This is a genomic window from Janthinobacterium pasteuri, assembly GCF_051380775.1.
GTDB lineage: Bacteria > Pseudomonadota > Gammaproteobacteria > Burkholderiales > Burkholderiaceae_D > Janthinobacterium.
Genome location: NZ_JBNYXS010000010.1, coordinates 145,649 through 161,264, shown reverse-complemented (window position 1 = coordinate 161,264; position 15,616 = coordinate 145,649). Strand labels below are relative to the sequence as shown.

Sequence of the window (15,616 nt, the reverse complement as noted above, 5' to 3'; positions counted from 1 at the left end):
CGACCCGAGAGACCGGGCGATCATAACAAGGAACCGCAATGCCGCACATCGAAAGCAAACTCAATCCCCGCAGTGAAGATTTCAAGGCGAATGCCGCGGCCATGCAAGCCATCGTCGACGATTTGCGCGACAAGGTCGAGAAAATCGCGGCCGGTGGCGGCGAGGCGGCGGCCGCCAAGCACCTGGCGCGCGGAAAACTGCTGCCGCGCGACCGCGTGCAGATGCTGCTCGATCCCGGCACGCCCTTCCTCGAGTTTTCCCAGATGGCCGCCTACGCCATGTACCAGGACGCCAAGGGCGTCGATGCGGCGCCTTCCGCCGGCATCATCACGGGCATTGGCAGGGTCTCGGGCCAGGAATGCGTCATCGTCTGCAACGACGCTACCGTCAAGGGCGGCACCTACTACCCGATGACGGTGAAAAAGCACTTGCGCGCCCAGGAAATCGCCGACCAGAACAACCTGCCCTGCATCTACCTGGTCGACTCGGGCGGCGCCAACCTGCCGAACCAGGACGACGTCTTCCCTGACCGCGACCATTTCGGCCGCATCTTCTACAACCAGGCAAATCTGTCGGCCAAGGGCATTCCGCAAATCGCCGTGGTGATGGGTTCTTGCACGGCTGGCGGCGCCTATGTGCCGGCCATGAGCGACGAATCGATCATCGTCAAGGAGCAGGGCACGATTTTCCTCGGCGGCCCGCCGCTGGTCAAAGCGGCTACCGGTGAAGTGGTGACGGCCGAAGACCTGGGCGGCGGCGACGTGCACACGCGCTTGTCCGGCGTGGTCGACCACCTGGCGCAAAACGATTTGCACGCGCTGTCGCTGGCGCGCACCATCGTCTCGAACCTGAACCGCACCAAGCCGCAGCAGATGGCGCTGCGCGAGTCCGTGGAACCCAAATACCCGACGCAGGAACTGTATGGCGTGATCCCCGTCGACACGCGCAAGCCCTTCGATGTGAGGGAAGTAATCGCACGCATCGTCGACGGCAGCGATTTCGACGAGTTCAAGGCGCGCTACGGCACCACCCTGATCTGCGGCTTTGCGCATATCTATGGCGTCAAGGTGGGCATCATCGCCAATAACGGCATCTTGTTCTCCGAATCGGCGCTGAAAGGCACGCATTTCATCGAATTGTGCTGCCAGCGCAAGATCCCGCTCGTCTTCCTGCAAAACATCACCGGCTTCATGGTGGGTCGCAAGTACGAAAACGAAGGCATCGCCCGCAATGGTGCCAAGATGGTGACAGCTGTGGCTACGGCCGCCGTGCCGAAATTCACGGTAATCATCGGCGGCAGCTTCGGCGCCGGCAACTACGGCATGTGCGGCCGCGCGTTTTCTCCCCGTTTCATGTGGATGTGGCCCAACGCGCGCATTTCCGTCATGGGCGGCGACCAGGCGGCTTCCGTGCTGGCCACCGTCAAGCGCGACGGCATCGAGGGCAAGGGCGGGGCATGGAGCGCGGACGAGGAAGCCGCCTTCAAGCAGCCGATCAAGGATCAATATGAGCACCAGGGCCACCCCTACTATGCCACCGCGCGCCTGTGGGACGATGGCGTGATCGACCCGGCCGACACCCGCATGGTGCTGGGCCTGGGCCTGTCGGCGGCGCTCAACGCCGACATCCCGGACACGAAGTTCGGCGTATTCCGCATGTAAGGGGAAGAAAAATGGAATTTGAAACCTTAAAGCTGGTCATCGAGGGCAATGTCGCCACCGTGACCCTGAACCGCCCGGACGTGCGCAATGCCTTCAACGAGACGACGATCGCCGAACTGGCGCGCGCCTTCGAAGGGCTGGGACGCAGCGAGATGGTGCGCGCGATCGTGCTGGCGGCGAACGGCGCCGCCTTTTGCGCCGGTGCGGACCTGAACTGGATGAAGAAGATGGCCGGCTACACGCATGCCGAAAACCAGGCCGACGCGCTGCAGCTGGCGCAGATGCTGCGCACGATTTACCTGTGTCCCAAGCCCGTGGTGGCAAAGATCCAGGGCGACTGCTATGCGGGCGGTATGGGCCTGGTCGCCGCATGCGATATCATTCTGGTTGCGGAAGACGTGCATTTCTGCCTGAGCGAAGTGCGGCTGGGACTGATCCCGGCCACTATTTCACCGTATGTCATCAAGGCCATGGGCGAAAACGCGGCACGCCGCTATTTCCTGACCGCCGAGCGATTCTCTGCGCAGGAAGCGCTGCGCATCGGCTTTGCCCACGAGGTAGTCGCTGGCGACGCGCTGGACGCGAAAACAGCCGAGGTGCTCAAAGCGCTGACGGGCAACAGCCCGCATGCCGTGGCGCAAGCGAAAACGCTGGTGCGCGAGATCGCCGGCCAGCCGGTCGACGATGCGCTGCTGGCGGACACGGCCGAGCGCATCGCGCAGATCCGCGCCTCGGAGCAGGGACGCGAAGGCGTGCAATCGTTCCTCGACAAGCGCAAGCCGAGTTGGCTCATGGGCTAGCAATATCATTGGAGCAGTTTTGAAAGCAGAAAAACAATCGGGCTGGGTCGAACGCAGTCTGCGCAGCGTGTGGCACCCTTGCACGCAAATGCAGCATCACGAGACGGTTCCGCTCATCCCCGTCAGCCACGGCCGCGGCGCCTGGCTGTATGACCACGAAGGCCGACGCTACCTGGACGCCATCAGCTCCTGGTGGGTGAACCTGTTCGGCCATGCGAATCCGCGCATCAATGCGGAACTGAAGGATCAGCTGGACCGCCTGGAACACGCGATGTTGGCCGGTTTTACGCATGAACCGGTGGTCGAACTGTCGGAAAAACTCTCTGCCTTGACGGGCGGCGTACTCGGTCACAGCTTTTACGCGTCCGACGGCGCCTCGGCCGTGGAAATCGCCCTGAAAATGAGCTTTCACGCGTGGCGCAACAGCGGCAAGGGTGACAAGCAGGAATTCGTCTGCCTGAAAGGCAGCTATCACGGCGAAACCATCGGCGCGCTGGCCGTCACCGATGTGGCCCTGTTCAAGGATGCCTACGGCCCTTTATTACGCGCCTCGCAGACGGTGATGTCGCCCGACTTCCGCCAGGCCGCCGAAACCGAATCTGCCGAGGACGTGGCGCGCCGCGCCGCTGCCGACGTGGAACGCCTGTTCCAGGAAAAATCGGACAAGATCGCCGCCATCATCATCGAGCCGCTGGTGCAGTGCGCCACCGGCATGGCCATGCACGACCCGTTATACCTGTCGCTGGTGCGCACCCTGTGCGACCGCTATCAAGTCCATTTGATCCTCGATGAAATCGCCGTCGGCTGCGGCCGCACGGGCACCTTCTTTGCCTGCGAACAGGCCGGTATCTGGCCCGATTTCGTGTGTCTGTCAAAAGGCATCAGCGGCGGCTATCTGCCGCTATCCCTGGTGATGACGCGCGAAGACATCTACCAGGCGTTCTACAGCACCGATGTGCGTCGCGGCTTCCTGCATTCGCACTCGTACACGGGCAACCCGCTGGCCTGCCGCGCGGCGCTGGCGACCCTGTCGATTTTCGAGGAAGACGATGTGCTGGTGGCCAACCGGGAGCGTGCCGCCAAAATCACGCGCGCCCTGGCGCCGCTGGCGCAGCATGAAAAAGTAGCACACTTCAGGCAGCAAGGCATGATCTGGGCCTTTGACGCCATCGATGCGACGCCCGATTTTTCGCGCCGCTTCTTCAGCACGGCGCTGGAACACGAACTCCTGATGCGCCCCATCGGTTCGACCGTCTACCTGATGCCGCCCTACATCCTCGACGACGCAGAAATCGCGGGCCTGGGCCAACAGACGCTGGCCGTCTTCAACAGCGTGATCGGGGCCTGAGATGGAACTGATCGCGCGATTACAACAGCAGTTGCAAGGGCTGGAAGAGCGCAGCCTTATCCGCCGCCGCCGCACCGTCGACACGCCGTGCGCGCCGCGCCTGACGGTCGACGGACGCGACATGCTGGCCTTTTGCAGCAATGACTACCTGGGTCTGGCGTCGCATCCACGCATCGTGGAAGCGCTGAAAGAGGGCGCCGACCTGTATGGCGCCGGCAGCGGCGCTTCGCACCTGATCAGTGGCCACAGCCGCGCCCACGCGCAGCTGGAAGAGCGCCTGGCCACTTTCGTCGGCGCCAACCTGGAACAGGCGCGCGCGCTGTATTTCTGCACCGGCTACATGGCGAATTTAGCTGTGCTCACGGCCCTGGCGGCGGGCGACGCGGAGACCGAGATCTTCTCGGAAGCACTGAACCATGCCTCGCTGATCGACGGCACGCGCCTTGCCCGCGTCAAGACGCGCGTGTATCCGCATGCGGACCTGGACGCGCTGGCGGCCCTGCTCGCGGCCAGCACGGCAACAACCAAGATCGTCGTCACCGACAGCATCTTCAGCATGGATGGCGACCTGGCGCCGCTGCCCGCGCTGCTGGTCCTGTGCGAGCAGCACGGCGCCTGGCTGGTGGTCGACGACGCGCACGGCTTCGGCGCGCTGGGCGAGAACGGCCGCGGCGCACTCGAACACTTCGGACTACAGTCGCCGCATCTGGTGTATGTGGGTACCTTGGGCAAGTCGGCCGGCGTGGGCGGCGCCTTTGTTTGCGCGCACGAGGCAGTGATCGAAACCCTGATCCAGAAGGCGCGCCCTTACATCTTCACCACGGCCGCCGCGCCCGCGCTGGCGCATGCGCTCTTGGCCAGCCTGGACATCATCGTGGGCGACGAAGGCCGGCAGCGCCGCGCCCACCTGGCGACGCTGGTGGCGCAATGGAACGAGGGCTTGCAGCTGCAACGCTGGCAAGCCTTGCCGTCATTGAGCGCCATCCAGCCTGTCATCATCGGCGAAAATGCGGAAATGATGGGCATCGCCGCCCAACTGTACCAGCAGGGGCTGTGGGTCGGCGCGATCCGCCCGCCTACCGTGCCGGCGGGGTCGGCGCGCCTGCGCGTGACCCTGTCGGCCGGCCACACGGCGCAGGAAGTGGCGCAATTGATCAACGCAGTCAACACCCTGGAAAGGACTCGCCATGAGCCTTGATGATCCTGTCCTGGCAGAAGTGACAGCAGTACCGGCCGTGCGGCCGGCACCCGCTGCCACCGGCCTGCCTTCGCGCTTTGCCTGTTTCGTCACCGGTACCGACACGGAAATCGGCAAGACCCTGACGTCGTCGGCCCTGCTGCACGCGCTGGTCGCGCGCGGCGTGCGTGCCTGCGGCATGAAGCCCGTGGCCGCCGGCGCCGAGATGCGCGACGGCGAACTGCATAATGAAGACGCCGACAGCCTGATCGCCGCCGGCAACGTCACCATGCTGCGCAGCCTAACCACGCCCTACATGCTGAAGGAGCCGGCCGCGCCGCACATCGCCGCCGCTCTCGAAGGCGTGTGTATCGAATCGGTGCCGATTCTGGCCGCCTACCTGGAAATCGCCGCCGCCTCAGACGCCGTCGTGGTCGAAGGCGTAGGCGGTTTCCGCGTGCCGCTATCGGCCGGTTTCGACTCGGCCGACCTGGCGCAGCAGCTCGATTTGCCGGTGATCCTGGTGGTCGGCATGCGCCTCGGTTGCATCAGCCAGGCCTTGCTGACGTTGGAAGCCATCGAAGCGCGGGGCCTGACGGTGATCGGCTGGGTCGCCAACACCCTGGAAGTGGAAATGCGCTTCCTCGACGAAAATATCGATGCACTGATCGAGCGCATCCCGGCGCCGCTGCTGGGCAAGGTGCCGCGCCTGGCGCAGCCCTGCGCAGAAGCGGCGGCGTCGTATCTCGATTTCACCGGCTTGCCCAACTGGCCGGCGCAGCACCCAAACACTTAAACGTATCCAAAAATTAGAAACGAAGGAATCACATGTCTCACGTCCAAGAAACAGCAAAAACCGTCGAACTGCACCGCCCTGCGGCGCGCATCACCGTGCCGGAAGCGGCCACCTGGCCCGTCGCCGATGTGCTGGCCCTGTTCGACCTGCCATTCAATGACCTGATGTTCAAGGCCCAGCAAACGCACCGCATCAACTTCCCCGATGGCGACGTGGAACTGGCGACCCTGCTGTCGATCAAGACGGGCGGCTGCGAGGAAGACTGCGGCTACTGCCCTCAAGCAGCCCGCTACGACACGGGCGTGGAAGCGAAAAAAATCCTCGACATCGACACGGTGCTCGACGCGGCCCGCCAGGCGAAAGCCAACGGTGCCACGCGCTTCTGCATGGGCGCCGCCTGGCGTGGCCCGAAGGACCGCGACATGGAAAAAGTCGAAGAGATGGTAAGCAAGGTCAAGGCGCTGGGCCTGGAAACATGCGCTACTTTGGGCATGCTGGAAGAGGGACAAGCGGACCGCCTGAAAAACGCCGGCCTGGATTTCTATAACCATAACCTCGATACGGCGCCCGAGTTCTACGACAACGTCATCTCCACGCGCGAATACCAGGACCGCCTGGACACCCTGGGCCGCGTGCGCGAAGCAGGCTTGAAAGTGTGCTGTGGCGGCATCGTCGGCATGGGCGAGACGCGTCTGCAGCGCGCGGGCCTGATCGCCCAGCTGGCCAATTTGAATCCATACCCGGAATCGGTGCCCGTTAACCACCTGGTGCAGGTGGAAGGCACGCCTTTGTATGGCCTGGAAGCGCTCGACCCGTTCGAATTCGTGCGCACGATCGCCGTCGCCCGCATCACCATGCCGAAGGCGCGCGTGCGTTTGTCGGCGGGCCGGCGCCAGATGGGCGAAGCCGTGCAAGCCATGTGCTTCCTGGCTGGTGCCAATTCCATCTTCTACGGCGACAAGCTGCTCACCACCGACAACCCGGAAGCGGAAGACGACCGCACCCTGCTGGGTAAACTTGGCCTGCAGACGCGCGGCGCCATGCTGGACTCGGTGCAGAAAGAGAAGTGCGGCTGCTGATGCGGCCATCGGAATGCGCCCCACCAGGGCGCATTCCTTCATCGCGACACCTCAGATAAAAAACTTCCAGCCACGAGCTGCAAAGAGAGAGACCATGTTCACTAAAATCCTGATCGCCAACCGCGGCGAAATCGCTTGCCGTGTCGCCGCTACCGCACGCCGCATGGGCATCCAGACTGTCGCCGTGTATTCCGAAGCGGACGCCAACGCCAAGCACATCGCCGTGTGCGACGAAGCCGTCCTGATCGGCCCCGCGCCGGCCAAGGAAAGCTATCTGTGCGGCGACAAGATCATCGCTGTAGCGCTGGCGACAGGTGCGCAGGCGATCCACCCCGGCTATGGCTTTTTGTCCGAAAACGCCGACTTCGCCGACGCCTGCCAGGCTGCAGGCCTGGTCTTCATCGGCCCGCCGGCGTCCGCCATGCGCGCCATGGGCTCCAAGTCGGCCGCCAAGTCGCTGATGGAAAAAGCCAACGTGCCGCTGGTGCCCGGCTACCACGGCGACGAACAGGATGCGGACTTCCTGCACGGGCAGGCCGACAAGATCGGCTACCCCGTGCTGCTGAAGGCGTCTGCTGGCGGCGGCGGCAAGGGCATGCGCGTCATCGACAACAGCGCCGACTTCAAGGCCGCGCTGGCCTCATGCAAGCGCGAAGCGATCAGCTCTTTCGGCGACGACAAGGTGCTGGCAGAGAAATACCTGTCGCGCCCGCGGCATATCGAAATCCAGGTGTTCGCCGATACCCTGGGCAACTGCATCTACCTGTTCGAGCGCGATTGCTCGGTACAGCGCCGTCATCAAAAGGTGCTGGAAGAAGCGCCTGCGCCGGGCATGCCGGTTGAACGTCGCGCGGCCATGGGCGAGGCAGCCGTCGCCGCTGCCAAGGCCGTCGGTTACGTCGGCGCGGGCACGGTGGAATTCATCGCCAACCAGGATGGCTCGTTCTACTTCATGGAGATGAACACCCGCTTGCAGGTCGAGCACCCGGTGACGGAAATGATCACCGGCACGGATCTGGTGGAATGGCAGTTGCGCGTCGCCTTTGGCGAGCCGCTGCCGAAAAAGCAGAGCGAATTGACGATCCACGGCCACGCCATCGAGGCACGCATCTATGCGGAAAATCCGGAGAAGGGCTTTTTGCCATCGATCGGCACCCTGCGCCACATGCAGTCGCCGCAAGCCGTGACGTTCGAGCTGGGTGGCACGCTGGTTCCGGCCGCCGTGCGCATCGATTCGGGCGTGCGCGAGGGCGATGCGATTTCGCCGTTCTACGACCCGATGATCGCCAAGCTGATCGTCTGGGGCGCGGACCGCCGAGAAGCGCTGGCACGCATGACGCAGGCGCTGGCCGAATACCAGATCGTGGGCCTGGCCAGCAATATCGCCTTTTTGAAGCGCCTGGTCGAAGGCCAGGCATTTGCCAGCGCCGACCTCGATACGGGTTTGATCGAGCGCAATCAGGAGTCGCTGTTCCCCGCCTTGCAGCCGGCACCCGACACGGCCCTGGCGCTGGCGTCCGTCGCCCTGCTGCTGGAAGAAAAAGCGGCAGCCGAGGCGCAGTCGAGCCACCGCGCCGACCCGTGGGGCAATGCCCTGGGCTGGCGCTTGAACAGCACCCTGGGACGCAGCCTGGCGTTCGCCGACGAATTCGCGCTGGCCAGCGACGACAAGACCTATGCCGCGCGCATCGCCTACCAGACGGATGGCTGGCTGTTCAACGGCCAGCCCCTCACCCTGACGGCGCGCGCAGGCAACGAGCTGCACATCAAGCTGGGCGAGCGTGCCGTGCACGGCACGGTGCTGCGCGACGGGGAACAGTTCCACGTGTTCACCAATGGCTTGCACACCACCTTGCATTACAGCGACCCGATGGCGCATGCGGGCGAAGTGGAAGCGGAAGGCGGGCGCCTGACGGCGCCGATGCCGGGCAAGGTCGTCGCCGTGCTGGTGAACAAGGGGCAGGACGTCAAGAAGGGCGAGCCGCTGGTCATCATGGAAGCGATGAAGATGGAGCACACCATCGCCGCGCCGCACGACGGCCTGGTGGAAGACGTGCTGTACGCGGTCGGCGACCAGGTGGCCGATGGTGCGCCGCTGCTGGCCTTCAAGGCCGCCGCATAGAGGCTGCCACAATGCGCATCCTCTTACAACGTTCGGACGGCAAGGAAGCGGCGTGGATCAACGACTTCCGTGACTTGCTGCCCGAAACCGAGATTGTCTTCTGGCGCGAAGGCGACACGTTCGCGCCTTGCGACTACGCCGTCGTGTGGCAGCCGCCAGCGGCCATGCTGCCGGCATTGCGCGAAGTCAAAGCCATCTTCAACACCGGCGCCGGCGTCGACGCTCTTTTAAAATTTGGCGATGCGCTGCCCGCCCACGTGCCGCTGGTACGCCTGGACGACGCGGGCATGGGCGTGCAGATGGCCGAGTATGTGAGCCACGCCGTGCTGCGCCACTTCCGACGTCTCGACGACTACGAGGCGCAGGCGCGCGCCGGCATCTGGCAGCCGCTGCCCGCTTTCGACAAGGCGGATTTCCCCGTCGGCGTATTGGGCATCGGTGTGCTGGGCACACGCGTGCTGGGCGCGCTGGCGCAGTTTGAATTCCCGCTGCGTGGCTGGAGCCGCAGCCGCAAGCACCTCGCTGGCGTACAGTGCTTCGCAGGCGAAGAGGGGCTCGAAGAATTTTTGCGCGGCACGCGCGTGCTGGTGTGCATGCTGCCGCTCACGCCAGAGACGCACAACCTGCTCGACCGCACGCGCCTGTCGATGCTGCTGCCGGGCGCCTATGTCATCAATGTGGCGCGCGGCGCGCATATTGCCGAACCAGATTTGCTGACCCTGATCCGCAGCGGGCATATCGCCGGGGCGACCCTCGACGTGTTCCGCAACGAGCCGCTGCCGCAGCAGCACCCATTCTGGCAAGAACCGCGCATCACCATCACGCCGCATATTTCGGCCGCCACCCTGCGCCGCGAAAGCGTGGCGCAAATCGCCGCCAAGATGCGCCGCCTGCACGCCGGAGACTCTGTCGCCGGCATCGTCAACCGTTTGCAAGGATATTGAGATGAGCAATCAACCGAATTTGCCGAAACAGGTCAAGATCGTCGAAGTGGGCCCGCGCGACGGCCTGCAAAACGAAAAGGAAACTATCAGTGCGGCCGTCAAGATCGAGCTGGTCGACCGCCTGACCCTGGCCGGCTTCGCCAATATCGAGGCGGCGTCGTTCGTCTCGCCGAAATGGGTGCCGCAGATGGCCACCAGCGCGGAAGTGATGGAAAAAATCGCACGCCGCCCAAGCACGATTTATTCGGCGCTGACGCCGAACATGCAGGGTTTCGATGCAGCGCTGGCGGCAAAGGCCGATGAAGTGGTGATCTTCGGCTCGGCATCCGATGCGTTCTCGCAAAAGAACATCAACTGCTCGATCGCCGAATCGATCGCCCGCTTCGAAGGCGTGGCGAAGGCGGCCAAGGAACACGGCCTGCGCCTGCGCGGCAGCATCAGCTGCGCCTTCGGCTGCCCCTACCAGGGAGAAGTGCCGCTGGACGCCGTGGCCGACGTGGTGGGACGCATGCGCGACCTCGGCTGCGACGAGATCGACATCGCCGACACCATCGGCGTCGCCACACCGAGAAAAACGCAGGCGGTGATGGAACGCGCCATTGCGGCTTTCCACGTGGGCGGCCTGTCCGGCCACTTCCACGACACCTATGGACAGGCGCTGGCGAACATCTACGCCAGCCTGGAAACGGGCATTGCGATTTATCATTCGTCCGTCTCCGGCCTGGGCGGCTGCCCGTACGCCAAGGGCGCTACCGGCAATGTGGCCACCGAAGACGTGCTGTACATGATGCAGGGACTGGGCATTGCCACCGGCATCGACCTGGACCTGGTGGTGGACGCGGGCCAGTTCATCTCGCAGCAGCTGGGGCGCAAGGGATCGAGCCGTGCCGGCAATGCCATCGCGGCGAAACGGGCAGGCTGAGATCTGGGGTCAGACCCTCAATGCCGCTAGCGTCAAGCTCAGCGCCAACACAGCCGGGGGTCTGACCCCGGCTGTGAAGACTTCTGCAGTGTGAACGCAGCGATCAACCGTACAGACGAAAAAAAACCCAAGAGCCTGAACTCTTGGGTTTTTTTCTACAAATTTGGTCGGAGTACAAGGATTCGAACCTTGGACCCCCTGGTCCCAAACCAGGTGCGCTACCGGGCTGCGCCACACTCCGAAGACCAAGATAATACAGGCCGTATCGACTTCGGTCAAGGGTCAGGTGAAACTCTGTGTAAATTATTTACGCGCGGCACAGGAACCCCTGTATTTTTCAACATGCATGAAATATGCGACACTCACTACGCAAGTTTTCCCGATCAGACATGAAGGCGACGACGGCAATGGAGTTCAGAATAGAAAGAAGCGACGGCGGGTGGCCCATGCCGAACCGCCGCGGCATCGTGCTGGGTATAGCCGTGTCCTTGCTGCTGCATGGCGCATTGATCTATCTGTGGCGCCATGTGCGGCCACCTGTCCCGCCGGATACGGCACCGCGCGTGGAATCGATCGCCGTATGGATACGTCCGCTGGCCGCCAAGCCGCCCCCGCCACCGGTCGAAGTCGTCAAGCCGAAACGCGAACCCAAGCCCATCAGCAAGCCGAAACTCGCCGCTACGCGGGAGACGCCAGTGGCGGCCACGGTGCCGGCGTCCAGTCCGCAAGCCATCACGGTCGTGCCGGCCTCACCGGCCACGCCGGCGGCCAGTTCCGATGCCTTCAGGCAAGAAACCCCGGAAACACCGAAATTCGATATGGAGGCGGCCAGGAAGACGGCCCGCAAGGTGGCGGGCGAGCGCGATCCGTCCAAGGTGGGCACGGCCGTGGGGCAAATCCCCGACAAGCCGCTGCAAACGGAAACCCAGCTGGCACGCGATATCGCGCAAGGCAAGCGCGGCGATTGCCGCACCGCCTATGCGGGCGCAGGCTTGCTGGCGCCCGTGCTGATGTTGCTCGACAAGAAGGATAGCGGCTGCAAGTGGTGAGAGCCCGCTTGACTATACCCATATTGGGTACTAACATACCCAATATGGGTACTTTCGCAGATACATTGTTTTCCAAGACACAGCAACGCGTGCTGGCCTTGCTCTTTGGCCAGGCGCAACGGTCTTTCTATGCGAATGAAATCATCGCCTTCGCGGCCATCGGCTCGGGCGCCGTGCAACGCGAACTGGCCAAGCTGGTGAAATCGGCCCTGGTGACCGTCAAAAAAGTGGGCAACCAGAAGCATTACCAGGCCAACCGCGATGCGCCGATATTCGACGAGCTACGCAGCATCGTGCTGAAAACCTTTGGCGTCGCCGATGTGCTGCGCGTCGCGCTGCAACCGTACTGGCAAGAAATAGACCTGGTCTTTGTGTACGGTTCCATGGCCAAGGGCACGGAACACGCACACAGCGACATCGATCTGATGGTCATCGGCAGCATGGCATCGAACACCCAGTTGCTGGCAGCCTTGCAGCCAGCGCAGCAGCAGCTGGGGCGCAGCATCAACCCGACCTTGTACACGCCAGAAGAATGGCGGCAAAGAATAGACGACGGCAAGTCGTTCGTCGTGCGCATCCTCGAACAGCCCAAGATTTTTGTCAAAGGCTCCAACGATGACCTCATCGAGCTCACAGGCGCTGGCAAACCTGGCGCGCATCGGCCAGCTCAAGGCTGAGCCAGCGGACGCACGCGAACGCGCGGGCTTGCTGCGCTCGGCCACCTTGCGCCTGCGCGATGCCAGGCAGGTGATACTGTCGCTGGAAAGCCGCTTCGACCTGGCGTATAACGCCGCGCATGCGGCCGCCTTGTCTGCGCTGCGTCAACATGGTTATCGCAGCGACAACCGCTATCTCGTCTTTCAAAGCCTGGAGCACACGCTGGATTTTACGCCGCAGCAATGGCTGCTATTCAATCAGGCGCACCGGAAGCGCAATCTGGCCGAATACGAAGGCGATCTCGATGTCACCGAGGGCTTTGTCGACGAGTTGATCGTGCATGTGGAACAGTTACTCATGGCGGCCAGGGCACTGGATGTCCAGCCGCCATCCTGATCCCTTATTCCTGCCCCTTCAACTGCAGCGCCCGCTCATACAGAGCATTTTTCTTGCGCCCCGTGATCTGCGCCGTCAAATTCGCCGCCTGCTTGACGCTGCATTCGGCCAGCAGGATGTTCAGAATGCGCTCCGCTTCCACGTCTTCCGCGTCCTGCGCTTCCGTGGCGCCTTCCAGCAGGACGACAAATTCTCCCTTTTCGCGGTGCGCGTCGGCACGGATCCAGCTTTCCGCTTCGGACAGGGGACAGCGGTGGATTTCCTCGAACATTTTCGTCAGCTCGCGCGCAAACACCACCTGGCGCGTGGGTTCGAACGCTTCCACCAGGGCCGTGGCGCAATCGAGGATGCGGTGCGGCGCTTCATAGAAGACCATCGTCGCCGTCACGCCGCGCAGGCTGTGCAGCATGTTTTCGCGCTGCTTGGCCTTGGCTGGCAGGAAGCCGACGAAGTAAAACTGGTCATTCAATAGCCCGCTGGCGGAAATGGCGGTGATCGCCGCAGACGGGCCGGGCAGGGGCAGCACGCGCAAGCCGGCCGCGCGCACGGCGTCGACGATGCGCGCGCCGGGGTCGGAAACGGCGGGTGTGCCCGCGTCGGAAACGAGGGCGATGCGCTCGCCGGCGTGCAGGCGGGCAATCAGAGTCTGCGCCACTTCGCGTTCGTTATGTTGATGCGCCGCAATCAATGGCTTGTTCAGGCCAAAGCGCGTCAGCAGGTGCGCCGTGTTGCGCGTATCTTCACAGGCGACGGCGTCGGCAAGGCTCAGCAAGTGCAGCGCGCGCAGGCTGATATCGGTCACATTGCCGATCGGCGTGGCCACTATATACAATGTTGCGATAGGATAGACCTGGTGCGCGGCCTCTGTCATGATGGGCAGGCTGGCGATGGAACTGATTTCTTGTACGGTCATTTTGGAGGTTAAATGCTTGCTAATAGTGTGAAGTTACTGCTTGTTTGTGCCGCGACCGGCATGCTGAGCGCTTGCAGCACGCCTTGCGACGCGCCCGGGCAATTGTGCGCGCCTATTGAATCTAACACAAGGGCGCTGCCGCCACCGAAGCCGCTGCCACCGCCCGTGCCGCCCAAGCCGCCCGCGCCCGAACCGGTGACGTTTGCCGTGGCAGTACCCGATATTACCGCGTACGACGGCAACGGCGCCCCGCTGGCGCCCATCAACACCAAACCGGCGACCGGCACACCGCAAGACATGCCAGCGGCCACGGCGCCGGCGCCGTCCGACGGCCAGGTCCACCACATCGGCCTGCTGCTGCCGCTGCGCTCGGCTTCCCTGGGGCCGGCCGCCGAATTGCTGCGCGCCGGCTTCATGGCCGCATATGAGCGCGACCGCAGCGGCTTTGAAGTGACGGTGATCGACACGGGCGATGGCAGCAGCGACGTCCTGAACAAGTTTGCGCAAGCGCAAGAGGAACAGGACGTCGTCGTGGGGCCTTTGTCGCGCTCGGCCGTCACGGCCGTGGCAAATAGCGATCTGGTGCGCAAGCCGACGATCGCCCTGAATCATCCGGACAACCGCGGCGAGGCGCGCCTGCCGGCCAAGCTGCTGGTGATGGGACTGTCGATCGAGGCGGAAGCACGCCAGGTCGCCGCCTGGGCCGCCAGCGAACAGCCTGGCGCCAGCGCGCTGATCCTGTCAGCCGGTTCGCCCTCGCAGCGCCGCATCAGCGCCGCCTTCAAGCAGGAATGGCTGCGCCAGCGTGGCAAGATCGAGACGATGGACTTGACGGCCACGAATGGCTACCTGAGCGATGCCGAACTGGTGCAGCTGCGCGCGCGCCTGGCCGCAACGCCACCAGGCCTGCTGTTTGCCGCACTCGACGCCGACCAGGCGCGCCAGCTGCGCGTGGCCATCGGCAGCGATCTGCCCCTGTATGGCACCTCGTCATTGAATCCCGGCGCCGGGCGTGGCGCCAGCGGCCCCGAGCTTGACGGCGCGCGCCTGCTGGACCTGCCGTGGCAAGTGCAACGCAACCATCCGCAAGTGATGGTGTATCCACAGCCGCCGCAGCCAGGCGACGTCCGCCTGACGGCGGATATGCAACGCCTGTATGCGCTGGGCATCGATGCCTTCCGCGTGGCGCGCGAAGTGGCGCTGCGCCCGAACGCGCCGTTCACGCTCGATGGCGTCACGGGCCGCCTGGCCGTACGCTTTGAGAATGATCAAAGCGTATTCGAACGCACGGAGCAGGCCGCCACCTACCAGCAGGGCGTGCTGGGCACCTGGCCGCCGGCCGCGACCGCACCTGTCGCCGTGCCGCCAGCCCAATAAGGATGCGCCATGCCACCCCTGCCGTTCCAGAATAAACAGGCACGGGGACGGCAAGGGGAAGACGATGCGCTCGCGTATCTGTTGCTGCAAGGCTTGGTGCTGTTGCAACGCAACTATCTGTGCAAGGGCGGCGAGCTGGACCTGATCATGCGCGATGGCCGCTCCATCGTTTTCGTCGAAGTGCGGCTACGCAGCAGTACAGCCTTCGGCGGCGCGCTGGCCAGCATTACGCCAGCCAAGCAGCGGCGCATGGCGGTGGCTGCGCAAACCTGGCTGCTGGGGCAAAAAAGCGTGCCGCCATGCCGCTTCGACGCACTCGCTATCGATGGCGGGCGCATCAGCTGGCTGAAAAACATCCTCGATATGTAAGCATTT

General features: G+C 63.8%; 15 protein-coding genes and 1 tRNA gene. 14 read left to right on the top strand and 2 right to left on the bottom strand.

What is annotated here, in order from left to right:
* The first annotated feature begins 38 nt into the window (after positions 1-38).
* The 9 genes from ACQ4WN_RS12860 (at position 39) to ACQ4WN_RS12820 (ending at position 10,849) form a co-directional block, all read left to right on the top strand.
* Positions 39-1,661: a carboxyl transferase domain-containing protein gene (locus tag ACQ4WN_RS12860; protein ID WP_436551886.1), complete on the top strand. Its 1,623-nt coding sequence runs from the start codon at positions 39-41 to the stop codon at positions 1,659-1,661.
* Positions 1,662-1,672: 11 nt separating this feature from the next.
* Positions 1,673-2,461 (top strand): enoyl-CoA hydratase/isomerase family protein, encoded by a 789-nt coding sequence (locus ACQ4WN_RS12855; protein ID WP_436551885.1) that lies wholly within the window; start codon positions 1,673-1,675, stop codon positions 2,459-2,461.
* 19 nt (positions 2,462-2,480) lie between these two features.
* Positions 2,481-3,809 carry an adenosylmethionine--8-amino-7-oxononanoate transaminase gene (gene bioA / locus ACQ4WN_RS12850; protein WP_436551884.1) on the top strand — a complete coding sequence of 443 codons (1,329 nt, stop codon included), beginning with the start codon at positions 2,481-2,483 and terminating at the stop codon, positions 3,807-3,809.
* Between the two features lies 1 nt (position 3,810).
* Positions 3,811-5,007 (top strand): 8-amino-7-oxononanoate synthase, encoded by a 1,197-nt coding sequence (gene bioF / locus ACQ4WN_RS12845; protein WP_436551883.1) that lies wholly within the window; start codon positions 3,811-3,813, stop codon positions 5,005-5,007.
* A complete protein-coding gene (gene bioD, locus ACQ4WN_RS12840) occupies positions 4,997-5,782 on the top strand; it encodes a dethiobiotin synthase (protein WP_436551882.1) in 786 nt (261 codons plus the stop codon). Before bioF ends, bioD begins: the two co-directional genes overlap by 11 nt.
* Positions 5,783-5,814: 32 nt before the next feature.
* A complete protein-coding gene (bioB, locus tag ACQ4WN_RS12835) occupies positions 5,815-6,861 on the top strand; it encodes a biotin synthase BioB (RefSeq protein WP_436551881.1) in 1,047 nt (348 codons plus the stop codon).
* Between the two features lie 94 nt (positions 6,862-6,955).
* Positions 6,956-8,983, top strand: coding sequence for an acetyl/propionyl/methylcrotonyl-CoA carboxylase subunit alpha (locus tag ACQ4WN_RS12830; RefSeq protein WP_436551880.1), 2,028 nt, complete (start codon positions 6,956-6,958; stop codon positions 8,981-8,983).
* Between the two features lie 11 nt (positions 8,984-8,994).
* Positions 8,995-9,927, top strand: coding sequence for a 2-hydroxyacid dehydrogenase (locus ACQ4WN_RS12825; RefSeq protein WP_436551879.1), 933 nt, complete (start codon positions 8,995-8,997; stop codon positions 9,925-9,927).
* A 1-nt stretch (position 9,928) separates the two neighbouring features.
* Entirely contained in the window at positions 9,929-10,849 is a 921-nt protein-coding gene (locus ACQ4WN_RS12820) for a hydroxymethylglutaryl-CoA lyase (RefSeq protein ID WP_436551878.1), read from the top strand.
* A 164-nt stretch (positions 10,850-11,013) separates the two neighbouring features.
* Here the strand turns inward: ACQ4WN_RS12820 and ACQ4WN_RS12815 are convergent.
* Positions 11,014-11,090, bottom strand: a tRNA-Pro gene (locus ACQ4WN_RS12815).
* A 205-nt stretch (positions 11,091-11,295) separates the two neighbouring features.
* On the opposite strand from ACQ4WN_RS12815, the gene ACQ4WN_RS12810 reads away from it, so the two are divergent.
* The 3 genes from ACQ4WN_RS12810 to ACQ4WN_RS12800 are packed head-to-tail and all read left to right on the top strand — an operon-like array spanning position 11,296 to position 12,951.
* Positions 11,296-11,898, top strand: a complete 603-nt coding sequence (locus tag ACQ4WN_RS12810) for a hypothetical protein (RefSeq protein WP_436551877.1) — start codon at positions 11,296-11,298, stop codon at positions 11,896-11,898.
* A 44-nt stretch (positions 11,899-11,942) separates the two neighbouring features.
* Positions 11,943-12,575, top strand: a complete 633-nt coding sequence (locus ACQ4WN_RS12805) for a nucleotidyltransferase domain-containing protein (RefSeq protein WP_436551876.1) — start codon at positions 11,943-11,945, stop codon at positions 12,573-12,575.
* Complete coding sequence (locus ACQ4WN_RS12800; protein WP_436551875.1) at positions 12,514-12,951, top strand: hypothetical protein; 438 nt, start codon at positions 12,514-12,516, stop codon at positions 12,949-12,951. Before ACQ4WN_RS12805 ends, ACQ4WN_RS12800 begins: the two co-directional genes overlap by 62 nt.
* A gap of 4 nt (positions 12,952-12,955) precedes the next feature.
* Here ACQ4WN_RS12800 and rsmI read toward each other — a convergent pair whose 3' ends face one another.
* Positions 12,956-13,864 (bottom strand): 16S rRNA (cytidine(1402)-2'-O)-methyltransferase, encoded by a 909-nt coding sequence (gene rsmI / locus ACQ4WN_RS12795; protein WP_166446200.1) that lies wholly within the window; start codon positions 13,862-13,864, stop codon positions 12,956-12,958.
* A gap of 165 nt (positions 13,865-14,029) precedes the next feature.
* On the opposite strand from rsmI, the gene ACQ4WN_RS12790 reads away from it, so the two are divergent.
* Both ACQ4WN_RS12790 and ACQ4WN_RS12785 read left to right on the top strand, forming a co-directional pair.
* Positions 14,030-15,241 (top strand): penicillin-binding protein activator, encoded by a 1,212-nt coding sequence (locus ACQ4WN_RS12790; protein ID WP_436551874.1) that lies wholly within the window; start codon positions 14,030-14,032, stop codon positions 15,239-15,241.
* Positions 15,242-15,250: 9 nt separating this feature from the next.
* Positions 15,251-15,610, top strand: a complete 360-nt coding sequence (locus ACQ4WN_RS12785; protein WP_436551873.1) for a YraN family protein — start codon at positions 15,251-15,253, stop codon at positions 15,608-15,610.
* The last annotated feature ends 6 nt before the right edge of the window (positions 15,611-15,616 follow it).